15 protein-coding genes are annotated in these 18,250 nt (G+C 36.6%); 5 read left to right on the top strand and 10 right to left on the bottom strand.

Going from position 1 to position 18,250, the window contains the following annotated elements:
• Nucleotides 1-882 precede the first annotated feature (882 nt).
• From VY86_RS14865 to leuO, 10 genes are all read right to left on the bottom strand, one after another.
• Complete coding sequence (locus VY86_RS14865) at nt 883-2,064, bottom strand: MFS transporter (RefSeq protein ID WP_046975522.1); 1,182 nt, start codon at nt 2,062-2,064, stop codon at nt 883-885.
• A gap of 49 nt (nt 2,065-2,113) precedes the next feature.
• Complete coding sequence (locus VY86_RS14860; RefSeq protein WP_046975521.1) at nt 2,114-2,785, bottom strand: dTMP kinase; 672 nt, start codon at nt 2,783-2,785, stop codon at nt 2,114-2,116.
• Complete coding sequence (locus tag VY86_RS25965) at nt 2,778-3,245, bottom strand: radical SAM protein (RefSeq protein WP_238591485.1); 468 nt, start codon at nt 3,243-3,245, stop codon at nt 2,778-2,780. The genes VY86_RS14860 and VY86_RS25965 overlap by 8 nt, the downstream gene beginning before the upstream one ends.
• 5 nt (nt 3,246-3,250) lie before the next feature.
• Nucleotides 3,251-3,910 carry a hypothetical protein gene (locus VY86_RS25960; RefSeq protein ID WP_238591483.1) on the bottom strand — a complete coding sequence of 220 codons (660 nt, stop codon included), beginning with the start codon at nt 3,908-3,910 and terminating at the stop codon, nt 3,251-3,253.
• Entirely contained in the window at nt 3,907-4,758 is an 852-nt protein-coding gene (locus VY86_RS14850) for an inositol monophosphatase family protein (protein WP_046975520.1), read from the bottom strand. Before VY86_RS14850 ends, VY86_RS25960 begins: the two co-directional genes overlap by 4 nt.
• Complete coding sequence (locus tag VY86_RS14845; RefSeq protein ID WP_052760851.1) at nt 4,755-5,777, bottom strand: hypothetical protein; 1,023 nt, start codon at nt 5,775-5,777, stop codon at nt 4,755-4,757. Before VY86_RS14845 ends, VY86_RS14850 begins: the two co-directional genes overlap by 4 nt.
• A gap of 17 nt (nt 5,778-5,794) precedes the next feature.
• Nucleotides 5,795-6,838 (bottom strand): nucleotidyltransferase domain-containing protein, encoded by a 1,044-nt coding sequence (locus tag VY86_RS14840; RefSeq protein ID WP_046975518.1) that lies wholly within the window; start codon nt 6,836-6,838, stop codon nt 5,795-5,797.
• An 812-nt stretch (nt 6,839-7,650) separates the two neighbouring features.
• Nucleotides 7,651-8,217 carry an RBBP9/YdeN family alpha/beta hydrolase gene (locus VY86_RS14835; protein ID WP_046975517.1) on the bottom strand — a complete coding sequence of 189 codons (567 nt, stop codon included), beginning with the start codon at nt 8,215-8,217 and terminating at the stop codon, nt 7,651-7,653.
• Nucleotides 8,218-8,395: 178 nt separating this feature from the next.
• Nucleotides 8,396-10,195 (bottom strand): AMP-dependent synthetase/ligase, encoded by a 1,800-nt coding sequence (locus VY86_RS14830; RefSeq protein WP_193386986.1) that lies wholly within the window; start codon nt 10,193-10,195, stop codon nt 8,396-8,398.
• Nucleotides 10,196-10,432: 237 nt separating this feature from the next.
• Nucleotides 10,433-11,377 carry a transcriptional regulator LeuO gene (leuO, locus tag VY86_RS14825; RefSeq protein ID WP_046975515.1) on the bottom strand — a complete coding sequence of 315 codons (945 nt, stop codon included), beginning with the start codon at nt 11,375-11,377 and terminating at the stop codon, nt 10,433-10,435.
• A 1,064-nt stretch (nt 11,378-12,441) separates the two neighbouring features.
• On the opposite strand from leuO, the gene leuA reads away from it, so the two are divergent.
• The 5 genes from leuA to VY86_RS24865 all read left to right on the top strand — a co-directional run bounded on the left by leuA (nt 12,442) and on the right by VY86_RS24865 (nt 17,996).
• Nucleotides 12,442-14,004: a 2-isopropylmalate synthase gene (gene leuA / locus VY86_RS14820; RefSeq protein ID WP_046975514.1), complete on the top strand. Its 1,563-nt coding sequence runs from the start codon at nt 12,442-12,444 to the stop codon at nt 14,002-14,004.
• A 2-nt stretch (nt 14,005-14,006) separates the two neighbouring features.
• Nucleotides 14,007-15,098 (top strand): 3-isopropylmalate dehydrogenase, encoded by a 1,092-nt coding sequence (gene leuB / locus VY86_RS14815; protein ID WP_046975513.1) that lies wholly within the window; start codon nt 14,007-14,009, stop codon nt 15,096-15,098.
• A 1-nt stretch (nt 15,099) separates the two neighbouring features.
• Entirely contained in the window at nt 15,100-16,509 is a 1,410-nt protein-coding gene (leuC, locus tag VY86_RS14810) for a 3-isopropylmalate dehydratase large subunit (RefSeq protein ID WP_046975512.1), read from the top strand.
• A gap of 7 nt (nt 16,510-16,516) precedes the next feature.
• Nucleotides 16,517-17,122, top strand: coding sequence for a 3-isopropylmalate dehydratase small subunit (gene leuD / locus VY86_RS14805; RefSeq protein ID WP_158020037.1), 606 nt, complete (start codon nt 16,517-16,519; stop codon nt 17,120-17,122).
• 703 nt (nt 17,123-17,825) lie between these two features.
• Nucleotides 17,826-17,996 (top strand): hypothetical protein, encoded by a 171-nt coding sequence (locus tag VY86_RS24865; protein WP_158019970.1) that lies wholly within the window; start codon nt 17,826-17,828, stop codon nt 17,994-17,996.
• The last annotated feature ends 254 nt before the right edge of the window (nt 17,997-18,250 follow it).

Raw genomic sequence — 18,250 nt, 5'->3', positions numbered from 1 at the left:
GAATGGCCTCTCAGCGATATATTGATGCTGAGTTAATTAACATAACGCTAGAAACAGGTGTTAGCAATGTGAGTAAAGGCAGAATAGCAACTTTATGGCAATTCTAAATGCCTTCTGTAAGCGTTATCTTACTATCAAGAAGCTAAAAGTAAGTAGAATATGAGTGGCTATACCTGAAAAGAACGACAACATATAGGTATTATCCGGTATATATACGATAAAAAACTAAAAAACAGTTTTCAAAATCGTTTAAGTCACCACAGCATAAATCTGATAAAGGAAGTGCGGACGAATACCTCAAATAATTTAATCATAATTTCATCGTTTCTGAATAATTATTGTGAATAATTCATTCAGGTAAAATCTATTTACCTCACTTTAATTATAGAATACAATAGAAACCATTATTTTCTTGGGAGGCTAATTCCACACATTCAATATTTACCTAGATACATAAATATTAATTTCCATCATTAAATAACCCGACATAATAATCAGTAAAATCATTATTTAAAATAAGTAAAATTATTTACACGGCTCACGAAATAACCTTAATAACTCATGAAAAGTATATTTACATATTAAAGAAAACTCTATGCAATACATTATTAAAAAATTAACACCTTAAGAGAAAATTAATTTACGGAATAAACAATTAACTCTTTAAGAATATAAAATTACACCAAAAGCCCTCAATATAAATTCATTTTCCATAGTGACTAACATATATTTTAGTACTAACCATTTCACTTCGCTTATTTAAGTTAAACTTTAATTCAATCCATCATAAATTTATTTTTCATTAGTCATAATTTATATTAATTAGAATATCAAAGTTATGAATATAAATAAACTTGGTATATCTACAAAACAACAAGACATTTATGACGTGGATTTACGATTTATTAAAACAACCACAATTATGGTTAAAAAAATACCTATAAATGTTGTAAAAAAAACGATGCTTATGGAAAGGAAATAAGATATTGTGGAACCTATCAAAGGGCCAAAAAACATGGAAAAACCAACAGAAATTGACGTTAAGCCAAATATTTTGGCCGAGTTATCATTATTTGCGAATTTCTGCATATAAATGGTAACAATAATATTATTCATAGACGATCCTACTCCTATTATTACCATTGCTAAAAATATAAAAAATAAATTGATTTTATCAGGAAATAAATCGTTAAATTGATTTGTTATTCCTATTAAAAGATACCCCGAACCCCATAAAAAGAATGAAGATAACATAATATTTAAAGATATGTTAATCTTATACTTTCCAAATACTAAACCAATTAGAACACCTGAAACACCTGAAAGACACATAGCAAAACTATAATGGCTTCCATTTAATCCCTGTTTCATAAAGCTAAGAGCTATTAGACTATCTGATAGATAGCCAAAACAAGTTAAAATGGAAATAATAATAAATGAAAACAATATTCTATTATCTTCCATTATATTAAAGTAATTAATTAGTGATATTTTGTTTTTTTTGCGGTTAACATTAATCAATGGTTCTGAAACAAAAATATATAAGACTGCTGAAATAAAATAAAGCACTGATATTAAAATAAGAATTTGTTTTACTGAGTAATAGATAAGAACAAAACCTAAAAATAATGGGGCCAACATTTTGTATATTTGAAATAAAACCTGCCAATAACTAAAGTTTTTTTCAAATTGCTTGGTTGATATATTTTTTAATATTAAAAAATTAGAAGGTCCTAAAAATAAACGAAGGATGTTTTTAATAAAAGAATAAAGAATATATATATTAATGTCATCAATATCGTATTGAAAAGTGGTAATAACACCGCAAAGTAACGAAATGATAATAATGTACTTTTTGGGTTTTGTATTTTCATCTACAAATGACGAAACATAGGGCGTTAGAAATAGTAACGATACAGCATATGAAATTGTATATAAAGATGAGTATATCGCTCCACCATTCCAGTGATATGTGATTAGCGTGAATGATATTATCATCTCCAAATACAAGGTGAAAGAATTTCCTGAGGAGGCTAATATTAATTTTCTAAATTCTTTATCCATTATTTTCCTCCAGCTAAAATAACCTTAGTAAATATAGAGCTTGCAGTAATTACATTTTTTTCAGTATTTCCACTTGAATAATATCCACTATTGATTTAATTACTGCATCTTTAGTTAATGTGTCAGTATCAATAATTTTCCAAGTGTCATCATAAAACGTCTGGTATTGATTAAGAACGTGTTTTTGATATTCTATAAAATCATACTTTTCATTTGTCTCTAATTTTCCAGATTCACTGGGTTTTAATATTTTTTTCCTTTTTTCAGCAATGTTTGGAGGAACATCAAGATATATAACCATGTCTGGTTTTGTGTTTATAGATAGAACCGATTTACTTAATTTTGCTAATTCCGTGGATTTAAGTAAGAATCTTGCTAGATATTTATAATACCAACTATCACATATAATAATTTTACCTTGCAATAAACAAGGTTGAATAATTAAACTATCTAAAACAGAAAACCATGATGCTATCAATAGAATCCAATGCCGGTTACCAAGTTCACCCAATGGAGCTGAAATGTCATAATCCCAAAGGATATCTCGTATTTTTCCCATGTGATACATACTATATCCAGATGGTAGTAAAGGATAATTCTTATCTAAAAAAACAATATTATTATAATCTAGAGATAAAATATCATAAACTTCGCGTGAAATCGTTGATTTACCTGCACCATCATTTCCTTCAAAAGCTATAAATAAACCGCATTTAATCATTTCTTTTTTCCCCGTAGTACGCTTCAGTATCAAGTGAATTTCTACCACTACCGATAATAAATGGTTTGAATCCATATTTTTGATATAATTTATGCATCTCAACATATGTTTTATAAATATCTTCAAAAATAGGTCTGGGGTGATTTTGATATTCAGAACCATGATCGGGATGAAAAATTGCTATTGCTGGAACTATGCCATTTTTTGAAAAAAACTCCATTCCTTGTACTAAATCATTTAAAGGTTCTAACCCCGCTACAAACCCAACATAAACATTGCCTTCACCTAACTCTGAAACAGCAGCTAAGTATGCTTCTAATAGATTATTTCTCCCGTAGTCCTGTGATTTACCAGGACATATCTGATCAAATAATTTAGGATTAAATATTTCTAAACTAATAGCCCAGCTATCAACAAATTCAGAAATCCCCTTTATTTTATTTAGATTTCTAGGTGGCATTGATATCAGATGACTGTTAAGGTTATTTTTTTACAAAAAGGTTTTATAGAAATTAATAATTGTTTGTGCATTTCAAAACCAATATCATAATTACGAGTTGTACCACCATTGATGAGTACTCTTTTATATCTATTAATATTGTTAGCTTCTATTATATTCATAACTTCAATTACTTTTGACGGTCTAATAGACTTTTTATGATCTGATAAACTATTTCTAGCTTCACCTAATGAACAAAATTTACACTGACGGCCATCATTAAAATAATAACAATGCCCTGGAGAGAAAAAACCCAAAGTTGTATCACCGTACACCGTGACGTATTCTTCTACTCTACTGCCATCTGAAAGTTCTATACCATATATGTCTGGTTTAATGGGAAATATAACTTTAAACAAAATATTTTCGGCTTTTATGTAAAAATCTCCATTTTTATATATTAAATCATAATCAGAATCTTCATTATAGTTACAGGCAATAATTGTACCATCTTCTAAAATAACCTCTTGGGGTACGGAATGTGTTGTTTCTAATTTAGAGCTATCACTTGTTCCATACGCCCTTCTTTTAGGAATAAAATTTCGTTTACTATACTCATATATCACGTTTTTATCATATTTTAATCCAGAACATAATACTCTGATTTTTAATTCTATAGTGTTCATTTTTGTATCCTCATTAATTCTAATATTGTATCCCCTGCACTTTTAGAAGAAACAGCTATGATTGCTTTTTTCTCAAAAAATAAAGAATCTGTAGGTGATAGAATATCATAACTATTTCCATCACGAGTCATTATGTATCCCCCTGATTCCTCAAGGATTAGTTTAGCTGCTGCTATATCTACACAACGTTCGTGACCCATAAGTGATAAATCTAAGAATGCATGTAAAACGCCACTAGCGATCAGGCATATATCTAAACTTGAACAAGATGAGATTCTTACTTTATTTACTTCATTAATAATTTTATTCTGAATCTCTGTATACTGATTATTTTTCGCCCTATGAAATGATACTCTCAAATCGTTCAGTTGAAATGAGGGACTGGTATATATTCGCTTGCTGGTATATATGCCTTGTATATAAGAACCTTCTCCCAATGATGCTTTATATATAATGTCTCTTGGAATATCATATACCCAGCCCATAATGTATCTATCATTCTTGTAAACAGCTATTGATGTAGTATAGGCAGGATAACCCATAAGCAAGTTATGAGTACCGTCAATAGGATCAATTAGTAAGGAAACCTTATCTTTAATATTTACAGATTGTGATTCAGAATCGTCTTCTGAAATAATGGTGACCTTGAGTTCTGATTTATCCAAGTGCTCGTAAATTATATTATTTAAAATGATATCTATTTCTACTGTTTCGCCATGGTATTTGTTATCATATCCGATATGAATAGTAGAAAGCTTGGCAAGCCATATTCTACGAATCTCTTCTCTGAGTTTGTGAAGGTGTATTTCTAAATAATTGCTAACTTCATTATTGAATACATACCTCATATGACATGATCTCCCAAATAGATGAGTTTTTTATGCCAATCCTCGGCTGTTAAATATGCTATTGTCTTTTTTACATCAAATAATCTGCCTGCATAAATTGCATAATCTGACGATGAAAATGCCCCTAATGTTTTGGGGGAAAATGATACTTTATATATTTGCGATTTGTACCCAACTAAATTTACAAGCATCTTGTAAGCTAATTGAATGCTACCTCCTGTGTAGGATTTATCAATTATCAGCCAACTTTCGTTTTCTTTTCCTTTAAATTTTGGGTATATCTCATTGAATAATTTTCTTTTATGCAGTAAACCACTATCATTTTCACGATGTATTTCGCAGAAATATATATTTTTGTCTAGTGTTTTTGCATGATAAGATAACGCAATGGGGATTCCTCCCGAAATAATAAATAATTTGTTTTTAGCTATCGTAAAAACCTTATCCCACAGGTAATGATCTTGGTAAATGTTTTCTATGTTTAATGTGGGGCAAGTTTCCAATGAAAATAAATTAATGCTTTTACTGTATTCGTAACGAAACTCATCATATAAATCAATTGTTTTTTGTGGAGCGTCCTTTAATTTCACTGACTTATCAAGCCCTCTTGAATATATTAATTCTAATTTATTTGTTATTCCTTTGTTTATTATTGTGGATAGGATGTTTTCTTTATTTCTTTTTAACTCACATAGTTCAGTACCGTATAAGGCTAATTCTGGATCTAAGCCATATCCATTTACTAAGTTACCCATATCAGAGGTAAGTTTATTTATATTTAAATAATCAACTAGTTCATTCCAAATATGTATTATTTCAGTGCTTGATAATCTTGATATGGGTGATGACAAATTACTTAAGTCCATTAACATTTCTTCTGCATCGCGTAGATGAAATATTGTTTCTTGTAATTGGCATCCATTATTTATTTGATTCAAATATTCTTGAAAATTATTAGTTTTGGTTCCCTTTAATGTTCTCCAGCAGTGGTGCCTACTTATAATCTTTATTCTTTCCATTGCATTCCCCATATGTATTATTTTGTTAATGCCCCTAGTCTTTCGAATTCCGATATATAAAAATTAGCATTTGTATTAGTTATTCCAAGTTTTTCCAACTCTGAAACAACTTCAAACTCTGTTTTTTCATTATCTATTACTAACCAAACTTTATATGCATCTGAACTAATTTCACATAATGATTTTTTTGCGAAAAGTATTAACTTTCCATCTTTGCATAAGACTCTATACCATAAATTTTTTATTATTGGTCTATTATTTTCATCTAATAATGAAATGTCAGATGTATTAGCTATTCTTTTTTTTGTAAAAGATACATTGTAACTAAAAATATCTTTTCCTTGACAATAGTCTAAAGTTAATTGCCACATTTTAGCGACTGAGTTTATGTAATCAATTGTTGAAATATCATTGGTTACATTAAATTTTGAACAAACCATCAAGTATATAGATGTTATTGGATGGTCTTTTCCAAACACTTTCATTGCATTTTGATAGCGCCACTTTATTAAAGTGGATGTATTTCCACTTAAAGCCAGGATATAATCCATTGCTGAATTAACTGTTCGTTCAAAGTTGAAGGCTGCTGATATTAGGTCATTATTTAAAATATTTCCAATCCCATCGGAAAAACACTTTTCTCCAAAGTTTTTTGCTTTGGTCTTAAGTATTTCACATAATTTAGTTTTATTTATTCCTCCTTTTAATGTGTTAAAATTATTTGATTTTATAATCGATTCCCCTGTTAATATCCTATGAGATAAATGTAATTTATACCAATCGGAATTTGAGCTTTCATTGTTGATTATCCTCATGATTTCTTTTATCTCTTTTAAAGAGATTATTGTCACTTCTAACATTCCTATATCGGATGGTATAAATATCTCTTCATATTCTTTTTCTAGTTCTCCCTCCAATATAACATAGACATCATAATCAGATTTTGGTGTTGCAAACCCTTCAATGACTGAGCCTGACAAGTAGCAAGTATACAGATCAGTATCATTAAATTTTTTATTTATTATTGCTGTTATTTTCCTTTTTACGTTAATAATGTCCATACCTTACCTTTTATCTTATAAATGGAAGCACAAATAAAGGAATAAAGGTTATGGTATACCTTTATTCCTTTTTCTATTAATTAGGTGATGAGCTCATTAAACCATTATCATAATTTAATGTTTCATCATGAGTTAGTGGTCTAAATGCTTGTACTGTTATCACATTCATTTTATACCCCTCTGGGATGTTTGTTTTGACCAATACACTGGATTAAAATTTAATTCAGCTTTGTAATATTAACAGTTTTTATTATTTCAGCTATATAATAGTTAAATATTTGTGGATACTATCACAACTAAAAATATAACCCATTGAAAAAATGTAAATTATTTGTTGATTTTTGTGATAAAATTTGCATCAAGCTTGGTATGCTTTCCAATAGGCCTATTTGACGTAATTATTTGAATTTATTGTTATTATTCTTTCGGTCATGTATTCAATGCGGTGATCATCATGTAAAATTCTGTCATTTATTAAAGAATTCTTGATGGCCAAAGTTGACGTGAAGTGCCCGTTTTGTCAGCAGATCTCACCCTTCGTCAGACGATAGAGAACTTCGATAGCAGCTTGTGGTTTAATTTTTTCACCTCTGCGATCAAAATTGAGACATTTACGGCTACGCCATTGCTGAATAGCTATTGTGAATAATTCATTCAGATAAAACCTATTTACCCCATTTTAACTAGAGAATACGATATACCCTATGGATTTAAAGATGCATCGAGACGTGGTCATAAACCATATTGATTTAAATAGCCAAGTTATGAGTATAAGTAAACTTGGCATATCTACAAAACAACAAGACATTTCTTTACAACATTGAATTGTCTTTTAATACCTTTTCTAAGTTAGGAAAAACAGTAAAACCGTCGTGATCTAAAAAATGCCCACCGCCAGGGAAACCATATAATTCAGCCCGAAGCTGCTGGCTTAAATTTAATGTAAACTGTGGAGGTACAATCTCATCATTAAGCGATAATATTACTATTCGTTGGTTTATTCTGTGTATAAGCGGATGAAAATCCGAGTTCTCCTCAGTAAATATACTTAATTCGGGTAAAGTCGATAATTTTTCGTAAAATCCGGCAATTAATACAATCCCCCCAATATTTACATTATCAGGTAAAGATGAAATATAACGGAGTGTGGCAATACAACCCAAGCTATGCCCAATAAAAAGCGTTTTTTCATTAGGATTAGGTACACTCTCCTGCAACTTTTCTTGCCATAAATGAGGTGAAGGAGCATGAGATTCAGGCATCTCCGGCACAATTACATGGGCATTTAACCGTTCATATTGACCTTTAAGCCAAGGAAACCAATGATGATCAGGAGTCGCCATAAGGCCATGAACAATAACTACATTATCAAAATTCATCAATTCACCTCATTATACAAAACGTGTCTTATTTACTATGCGCACAAGTATAAAATACTATCATTTCATTTTTAAAACCGGATACTCCTGAGATAAATTTAAAGTAGAATATTACTGCAATACCACCTTAAATTTCCCTTGAATAGCCGGTCACGCTATCTATATAAAGCGCCAGAAATTAATCTCGATACATGGATTCAATTTCGTTATGGTAACGCTGCATAATAATTTTCCTTCGCAATTTCAGTGTTGGCGTTAATTCCCCTGTTTCCATTGAAAATGGATTTGGCAGTAATGTGAAACGCTTTACCTGATCGAAGTGAGCAAGGTTTTTCTGAATCTCTTTTAGACGTTGCTCAAACATAGCCATAATGTGACTATTACACAGTAATTCAACCCGATCATGATATTTGAGATTGATTGATCTTGCATATTCTTCCAATGCATCATAACTAGGCACGATAAGGGCGGATACAAATTTACGGGCATCAGCAATAACAGCAACATGCTCAATAAAACGATCTTGCCCTAGAGTACCTTCAATCATTTGTGGGGCAATATATTTACCGTTTGATGTTTTCATCAAATCTTTCAGGCGCTCAGTAATAAACAAATTACCATTTTCATCTAACTTACCGGCATCACCTGTACGCAACCAACCGTCTTGAGCGAATGCCCTGTCAGTTTCTTCCTGATTATTGAAATAGCCTTTCATCACAATTGGGCCACGCACCTGTATCTCATCTTCTTCACCGATACGGACGTCAATCCCAGGCAATGGTGTACCAATAGAGCCAAGCACATAACCTTGCTCTTGCCAACAGGAAACTGTGGCGCAAGTCTCTGTCATGCCATAGCCATATTTGATATTTACTCCAACAGCAAGGAAAAACAGGATAATCGTTTCATCCAGACGTGCGCCGGCCGCAGGTAAAAAACGAACCCGGCCACCCAAGATATTGCGCAGTTTGCTCAACACCAATTTATCGGCCAATTGATACATCGCAGTTGACCAGGGACAGCTTTTTTTACCTTGCAACTGACGTAAAAACTGACTCTCACCGCATTTAATCGCCCAGTTAAATAATTTTCTCCGATGCCAGGGGGCCTGAGAAACCTTTTCAAAAATCGCACTGTAAATTTTTTCGTAAAATCTCGGCACTGCACACATCACTGTCGGGCGAATATCCGCCATAGCCTGACGAACAAAATTAGTATCAGTCAGATAAACATTTTGCGCGCCTGTATGCATCACATAAAAGCTCCATGCGCGTTCGAAAACATGGGATAGCGGCAGGAAACTTAAAGAAACATCCTGATCAGTTAATGTCAGGCGATGGTCATGTGAATACAACTGATAAGCTAAATTACGGTAATCAAGCATGACACCTTTAGGCTCACCGGTTGTACCGGATGTATATATAAGCGTAAAAAGATCGTCCAGATTATGGTTAGCAATACGGGTTTCCAACTCAGACTGATGTTGTAATTTATTATCAGTCATAAAGTCAGATAAATGCTGTGCTAATGAATAATCACGCAAATCAACTGATTCATCTAATACTATGATGTGACTCAGCTGAGGACACAATTCTGGTAAAGTGACCGCGACATCATATTGCACCTGCCCACCAACAAACAGAATACGCACACCAGCATCATTAAGAATGAAGCCAGCCTGCTCCTGACTGCTGGTTGCATACAAAGGAACAGTGACCGCCCTGAGTTGTAATACTGCGATATCTGTCAGAGACCACGCCATGCTGTTATGCGCAAAAAGGCCAATTTTTTCCTGTACATCAACCCCAATCTCCAGCAATGCCCGGCTAATGGCTTTTGTCTTTTCGTCAATATCACTCCAGCTTAATTCGAGTTGTTCATCTGAAGACCATTGGTGAAAAGCAATTCTCTCTGGGTTTTGTTTGATTTGTTGCTGCAACCGGTTTATCAAGTGATAAGGATGTAAATTTTCAGTTATCACAACTCTTTTCCTGTTAGAAACATTTTCTTCTCATCAGAGAAAAAACAGTGGTTTTATTCTCTGATAATGCTTTTTTGCATCACTGATTCGCTTTTCAGCTTACAGGTGTTAGCTATTTCCTTGCAGTCTACCTATTCCTGAACAACAGGAAAAGAATATTTATCAAAAGTTGATACATTTGTGATAAAATAAAGAGCTCACTACCGGTTTATCCAGTAGTGAGTTTCAAGTTAATTAACTGCCGCTAAGTTGGCTCAACAGCGATTTCATCCACTGATGCCCTTTATCTTTTGTTGTAGATTCGTGCCAAATCAAATAGCACGGACGGCTTACTTTATCCCATGGTAATGAAACAGCTCTTATTGCTAATTGTTCGCTGTAGTGTTCAACCAACCATCTTGGAGTAACCGCAACCAAATAGGTTTGAGATACAATATGCAGCACACTATTCAAGTCAGTTCCCTGATAAACTACAGAACGCAGATATTCTCCATTTTCATAATAGGGAGCACTGAATGAACCGGCATTATCCAATGATACAACTGCATGATGTTCCTCATACAATTGCTGTTCACTAATACTATTTTCAATTCTTGGATGATTATTGGAAACGGCCAGGACCAACTCATCATTGAATAACGGGTAATGATGAAAATCCATACGTTCCAGCTGTGTATAGCTAATGACAAACTCAGTTTCCTGATACCTGAGCTGATGCTCAATATTATCATGCAGATATGATCGAATCGTAACACCCAGATTTGGTGTATTTTGTTTTACCTGTTCCACTATTTTTGCTGCCAGTCTAATATCTAAAGGGCTGCAAATTGAGAGATTAAAAACCCTGTCGCTATTATCAGGCTCAAAACCAACCCCAGGTAACTCATTATATACCAGTTGTAATGCCTGACGGACAGGACCAAATAATTGATGAGCCCTTACCGTCGGTTGTATTCCACGCCCATAACGTACAAATAATTCGTCATTGAACATTAACTTCAGGCGAGAAACTGCATTACTAACAGCAGGTTGTGACATTCCCAATATCTGTGCCGCACGTGTTACATTCTGCATTTGCATCACTGCATCAAAAACAGTCAGCAGATTGAGATCCACATTACGTAAATGAATTTCACTTGGATCTTTTTTGGTTGCAGTTACTGAGGTGTATTCAGCCATTGTTTAACTCCACTAAACTCATTCAGATGACCTCGGCTAATAACAAAACATCGGAAATACCTTCATTCATTACTCAGATATTACGATGACTTTTACTAGTACTATTAACGAGATCAATTATCTTAATCATTTTGATGATAAATAATTAAGACTCGTCCTTGTACAAATCTGAATACGCATAGCTAACCAGCGCATCCCCTTATTAATGTTAAAAATATATAATCTCAGTTAGTAGAAAATGTAGATGTTCATTATTCATTCACAAAAAAGTACAATTATGTTAACAATTCATTCACCCTAGCATTCCGTGTGTGATGATAAATCAAAGAATGACTCAATTCATAATAAAATTACTGATTTATTATTATTAAACAATTTTATCAGAGTCATTATATTATGAAATTATTTTTTCAACGATATAAATAAGATCCCAAAATAGTGCTACATCTTATACTACTCATAATTCTATATATAACAATGACTTGAAGACGGCCATGTGTAGCAGAATTATGAAACGTTATTTATAACATAACTTTCTATTTATACCTATTTGTCAATGACAAACGATGTTTTTCAGAAAAATACAAATCCACTTCCAGCTCCCGGCACAAAAATACTTAATTTTAATTAATCAGTATAATGCGCTATTTTTTATATAAATTTGAGTTTATCACTAAAGTCCAACCCAAACACAAAAGGACAAAATAAAATCTTTTTAAATATAAACAGATCAACACTTCAATTTACAGTCATTGGAAAAGCAAAACCAAGAATCATATGCCTAAATGAATTCTTGACATCACTTTTAAGATAACGTATCAATAAAAGCATCCGAGTACCAAACACTCATTAATACTATTGAAAGGTTGGATCAATATGATTCACTCAATTTGTCTACTAAGCCTACTACTAATCGTATCTGATATGCGCGGTATGCTGGTGGACAGAAAACAGAGTTGATTCAAAACGGAGTTGGTCCAAACCAGACATAAACAAGAACCCGCGCCATGCGCGGGTTTTTTTTACCTGCTGGGCGCAAAAAATAACCACGAGAGGAGCATGATATGAGCCAGCAAGTTATTATCTTCGATACCACATTACGTGATGGAGAACAGGCATTACAAGCCAGTTTAAGTGTGAAAGAAAAGCTCCAGATTGCATTGGCTTTGGAGAGAATGGGTGTTGATGTCATGGAAGTTGGTTTTCCGATTTCTTCTCCTGGTGACTTTGAATCTGTACAGACTATCGCCAGGCAGATAAAAAACAGCCGTGTTTGCGCCTTAGCCCGTTGTGTAGAAAAAGACATTGATGTTGCCGCTGAAGCCTTAAAAGTTGCGGAGGCTTTTCGAATTCACGTTTTCCTGGCTACCTCCAACTTACATATTGAATCCAAACTGAAAAAAACATTCGAAAATGTTATGGAGATGGCCGCTCAATCAATCAAGCGGGCACGTCGTTACACTGATGATGTTGAATTTTCCTGTGAAGATGCCGGCCGCACACCGATTGATAATCTGTGTCGGATTGTTGAAAACGCCATCAAAGCAGGGGCAACGACGATTAATATTCCAGATACTGTCGGTTACACCACACCCTATCAATTTGGCGGCATCATCACTAACTTGATCGAACGTGTTCCTAATATTGACAAGGCGATATTATCCGTACATTGCCACGATGATTTGGGGATGTCTGTCGCCAACTCTATCACCGCAGTACAATCTGGCGCCCGTCAGATAGAAGGAACGATGAATGGTCTGGGTGAACGTGCCGGCAACTGCTCGCTGGAAGAAGTGATCATGACAATTAAAGTCCGTCAGCAAATGTTAGGCGTTTATACTAATATCAATCATCAAGAAATTTACCGTACCAGTCAGTTAGTCAGCCAGTTATGTAATATGCCGATCCCCGCGAATAAAGCGATTGTTGGCAGCAATGCATTTTCCCACTCGTCCGGTATTCATCAGGATGGCGTGCTGAAAAATCGCGAAACTTACGAAATTATGACGCCGGAATCCATCGGTCTGAAAGAAATTCAATTGAATCTGACTTCCCGTTCCGGTCGTGCCGCCGTGAAACACCGTATGGAAGAGATGGGATATCAGGACAAAGATTACGATCTGGATAGCTTATACGAAGCCTTTTTGCGTCTGGCAGATAAGAAAGGCCAAGTATTTGACTATGATTTGGAAGCGTTAGCTTTCATCAATCTGCAACAGCAAGAGCCAGAATTTTTCCATCTGGATAACTTTAATATCCAATCTGGCTCCAACGTGATAGCAACAGCAGCGGTACGTTTAACATGTGGTAAAGAGATAAAATCAGAAGCAGCCACTGGTAACGGCCCGGTAGATGCTATCTATCAAGCAATCAACCGAATAACTGAATACCCGATTGAACTGGTTTCTTATCAATTATCGGGGAAAGGGCAAGGGAAAAAAGCGCTGGGTCAAGTCAATATTGTCGTCGAATGCTTTGGACGTCGCTTCCACGGCATGGGGCTCGAAACAGATATCGTTGAATCCTCAGCCAAGGCAATGATTCATGTGCTCAATAGTATCTGGCGCGCAGAGCAAGTTGAGAAAGAGAAACAACGCATACAGCAAAATACAAAGGAAATGGTGTAAACATGTCGAACAGTTATCATATTGCAATCTTACCCGGTGATGGTATTGGCCCTGAAGTTATGACGCAGGCTCATAAGATACTGGACGCAATCCGTAAGCGCTTTAATATCCGTATCACCACCAGCGAATATGATGTAGGTGGGATTGCTATCGATCGTCACGGCTGTCCACTGCCGGCAACAACCATAGCAGGTTGTGAACAGGCTGACGCCATATTGTTCGGCTCCGTGGGGGGGCCTAAATGGGAACATTTACCGCCAGCAGAACAGCCTGAGCGCGGTGCGCTGTTGCCATTACGCAAACATTTCAAACTGTTCAGCAACTTGCGCCCTGCCCGCTTATATGCTGGATTAGAAGTATTTTGTCCTTTACGCAGTGATATTGCTGCCAAAGGCTTTGATATTTTATGTGTCCGTGAATTAACCGGCGGTATCTATTTTGGTCAACCCAAAGGACGTGAAGGCCAGGGTAAATATGAACGTGCATTTGATACTGAGATTTATCACCGCTTTGAAATTGAGCGTATTGCCCGTATCGCCTTCGAATCAGCCCGCAAACGCCGTAATAAAGTCACGTCTATTGATAAAGCAAACGTGTTGCAGAGTTCCGTATTGTGGCGGGAAGTAGTTACTGAGATTGCAAAAGAGTATCCAGATGTAGAAATCAACCACATGTATATTGATAATGCCACCATGCAGTTGATTAAAGATCCATCTCAATTTGATGTGCTGCTGTGCTCCAATATTTTCGGTGATATTTTATCCGATGAATGCGCCATGATTACCGGTTCCATGGGAATGCTCCCTTCCGCCAGCCTGAACGAAAAAAGTTTTGGCCTGTATGAACCGGCGGGTGGCTCTGCACCGGATATTGCTGGAAAAGGCATTGCTAACCCGATAGCCCAGATCCTGTCTGCCGCTTTACTGTTGCGTTACAGCTTAGGTCATCATGATGCGGCTAATGCGATTGAACAGGCGGTTAACCATGTGCTGGAACAGGGCTATCGCACAACAGATTTAGCTGGAAATGGCAAAGCAATCAGCACTGATGAAATGGGCAGCATTATCGCCCGTTATGTAGCCGAGGGTATTTAACATGGCTAAGACTTTATATCAGAAATTATATGACGCTCATATTGTCCGGGAAGTGCCGAATGAAACCCCGTTACTCTATATTGATCGCCATTTGGTTCATGAAGTGACCTCCCCGCAGGCGTTTGATGGTTTGCGCACGAAAGGCCGATTGGTGCACCAGCCAGGTAAAACGTTCGCAACAATGGATCATAACGTATCCACGCAGACAAAAGATATTAACGCCTGTGGTGACATGGCGCGTATTCAAATGCAGGCGTTGATGAAAAACTGTGCCGAATTCGGTATCACATTATATGATCTGAACCATCCCTATCAGGGAATTGTTCATGTAATCGGACCGGAACAAGGCATGACCCTGCCGGGAATGACGATCGTTTGTGGTGATTCCCATACCGCAACGCATGGCGCATTCGGTTCACTGGCTTTCGGTATTGGTACTTCTGAAGTTGAACACGTACTGGCAACCCAAACGCTGAAACAAGCCCGTGCTAAGACGATGAAAATCGAAGTGATTGGCGATGTCGGTGATGCAATTACCGCCAAAGATATCGTTCTGGCAATCATCGGCAAAACAGGCAGTGCGGGTGGTACAGGTTATGTGGTTGAATTCTGTGGTAAGGCGATTGAAGCGCTCAGTATGGAAGGCCGTATGACCTTATGTAATATGGCAATTGAAATGGGCGCTAAAGCGGGGTTAGTCGCGCCGGATGAAACCACATTTACTTATATAAAAGGCCGTCAGTTCTCACCAAAAGGAGAACTGTGGGAGCACGCTGTTGCTTACTGGAAGACACTGAAATCTGATCCTGCTGCACAATATGACACAGTTGTTACTATTAACGCGGAAGAGATCTCGCCGCAGGTCACATGGGGAACCAACCCAGGGCAAGTCATCGCGATTGATCAGGCCATTCCCGCGCCGGAATCTTTCAATGATCCTGTTGAACGTGCATCTGCTGAAAAAGCGCTGGCTTATATGGACTTGAAACCAGGTATTAAGTTGACAGATGTGAAGATCGATAAAGTCTTCATCGGCTCCTGCACTAACTCCCGCATTGAAGATTTACGGGCTGCCGCGGTCATCGCACAAGGCCATAAAGTTGCACCGGGCGTTCAGGCGATCGTCGTTCCAGGATCGGGTCCCGTTCAGGCACAAGCAGAAGCAGAAGGTTTGGATAAAATTTTCATAAGTGCCGGTTTTGAATGGCGCTTACCGGGGTGTTCAATGTGTTTGGCAATGAATAATGACCGTCTGCAACCAGGTGAACGTTGTGCTTCTACCAGTAACCGCAACTTCGAAGGACGCCAAGGGCGTGGTGGACGCACACATTTGGTCAGCCCGGCGATGGCAGCGGCAGCAGCGATTAATGGTCATTTTATCGACATACGTCATCCAGCACAGAAGTCATAAAGGAGGAATTATGGAAAAGTTTATTCAACATATCGGGTTGGTCGCTCCTTTAGATGCTGCAAACGTTGATACCGATGCCATTATTCCAAAACAATTTTTGCAGAAAGTTACCCGTACCGGGTTTGGTCAGCACCTGTTTCACGACTGGCGTTTCCTTGATGATGCAGGACAGAAACCTAATCCTGAATTCGTATTAAACCAGCCCAGTTATCAGGGCGCCAGTATCCTTCTGGCTCGTGAAAACTTTGGTTGTGGTTCCTCCCGTGAACACGCCCCTTGGGCCTTGACGGATTATGGTTTTAAAGTTGTTATCGCGCCAAGTTTTGCGGATATTTTCTATGGTAACGCCTTCAACAACCAGTTACTGCCAGTGAAATTAGATGATAAAGATGTCGATGAACTATTTGAATTGGTTCAGCAAAACACAATTTGTCGTTTTACCGTCGATCTGGAACAACAGCAAGTACACGCCGGCAATAAAAGCTACGATTTTGCAATCGACAGCTTCCGACGTCACTGTATGATGAATGGTCTGGACAGCATCGGCCTGACATTACAGCATCTGGACGCCATAATCGCCTACGAGCAGGAACAACCGGTTTTCCTGCGTTAACCTTTCCTTTATTTATCCCGTAGTTTTGTGCTACGGGATTTTATTAGATCTGACCTATGGATATGTGGATAAGTTTTTTCTTCGGCCTAACGTGTGAAAAATAAGCAAAGTGCAACATGAAATATCCCTGACAAAAGGGCTGTGAATAGCCCCCCAGCCGCCATGATGCCGCGCAAGCGACCATTCTCAGATTGGACAGATCAGTTCCAACAATGAGCCTATGTCATCTTCATCGTCGGTCAGCAAGTAATGAAATTTGTTGTTTTCATCAGAACAGGACATATCACTGCTTTGCGCAGCTTCTGCCAAGTGTGCGGGGATCTGGCCGTCGAAACGTCAAAGTGTAACGTGACGCAGTGTTGTACTCAGTCATAAATTCTTTCCCCTATGTATTACTCATTATGTTTACTTCATCAGTAAAACATAACCCTCACAGGTGACGAATATGCGGATTACATAATTATCAAATATAACCGTCAATACATACCCATCGATTGAATGCGATATAGAGAAATACGATTATGAAGTGACGGTGGAAAAGCAATATTAGATTTTTGCGCTTCACATAAAAACAAAGTTAAAGTTATTATTTACTTCCCAATGAAACCAACATTGGCTCAATATTATGAGCGTTTGTTGAAAAAATACTCAGATGGCGTAAAATATATCTACCGAAAAGATCTGGCTGATGAGGAATCCTTATATGTCATTGAAATCTTATAATCGGCCACAGTTGTCAGCGGCGGCTTTGGCCCGCAGAGAAGCACTTATGGCTTTTCAGAACCGAGTTGCAGAATCCGTTAAAAATGATGTCTTGAAAAAGCGTCAGGATTCCGGAAACGTCACCGAACAGGTTCCCGCTAAAAAAGAGTAGTAGAAAATAAAAGTAACCCTGCCCTACCCAACACGGACTCAGATCGCCATATTTTCCAGTTTTGAACAGTTTTTCAGTTGATCCGAAGGTCAGCCCTGAGCCTTTCCCCCCAAAAATAGAGGTTAGCCTAGCATATTAAAGAAATGACCAGGCAGGAACTGCAACTGTAGCTGGACAAATCTCTATCAATACCAGATTATGATTCATTTTAAGCTGATACGTAAAAAAGAGACTGTATAGAATAACAGTACACA

It is taken from the genome of Photorhabdus thracensis (assembly GCF_001010285.1).
GTDB lineage: Bacteria > Pseudomonadota > Gammaproteobacteria > Enterobacterales > Enterobacteriaceae > Photorhabdus > Photorhabdus temperata.
Note: the sequence above shows the minus strand (reverse complement) of the source record. Positions and strands in the feature narration are given on the sequence as shown.

Coding starts and splice junctions, on each gene's coding strand:
- VY86_RS14835 (WP_046975517.1), bottom strand. CDS start 8,217: ATGAATTTTGATAATGTAGTTATTGTTCATGGCCTTATGGCGACTCCT.
- leuC (WP_046975512.1), top strand. CDS start 15,100: ATGGCTAAGACTTTATATCAGAAATTATATGACGCTCATATTGTCCGG.
- leuA (WP_046975514.1), top strand. CDS start 12,442: ATGAGCCAGCAAGTTATTATCTTCGATACCACATTACGTGATGGAGAA.
- VY86_RS14865 (WP_046975522.1), bottom strand. CDS start 2,064: ATGGATAAAGAATTTAGAAAATTAATATTAGCCTCCTCAGGAAATTCT.
- leuO (WP_046975515.1), bottom strand. CDS start 11,377: ATGGCTGAATACACCTCAGTAACTGCAACCAAAAAAGATCCAAGTGAA.
- VY86_RS14840 (WP_046975518.1), bottom strand. CDS start 6,838: ATGGACATTATTAACGTAAAAAGGAAAATAACAGCAATAATAAATAAA.
- leuB (WP_046975513.1), top strand. CDS start 14,007: ATGTCGAACAGTTATCATATTGCAATCTTACCCGGTGATGGTATTGGC.
- VY86_RS25965 (WP_238591485.1), bottom strand. CDS start 3,245: ATGCCACCTAGAAATCTAAATAAAATAAAGGGGATTTCTGAATTTGTT.
- VY86_RS25960 (WP_238591483.1), bottom strand. CDS start 3,910: ATGAACACTATAGAATTAAAAATCAGAGTATTATGTTCTGGATTAAAA.
- VY86_RS14850 (WP_046975520.1), bottom strand. CDS start 4,758: ATGAGGTATGTATTCAATAATGAAGTTAGCAATTATTTAGAAATACAC.
- VY86_RS24865 (WP_158019970.1), top strand. CDS start 17,826: ATGTCATTGAAATCTTATAATCGGCCACAGTTGTCAGCGGCGGCTTTG.
- VY86_RS14860 (WP_046975521.1), bottom strand. CDS start 2,785: ATGATTAAATGCGGTTTATTTATAGCTTTTGAAGGAAATGATGGTGCA.
- VY86_RS14845 (WP_052760851.1), bottom strand. CDS start 5,777: ATGGAAAGAATAAAGATTATAAGTAGGCACCACTGCTGGAGAACATTA.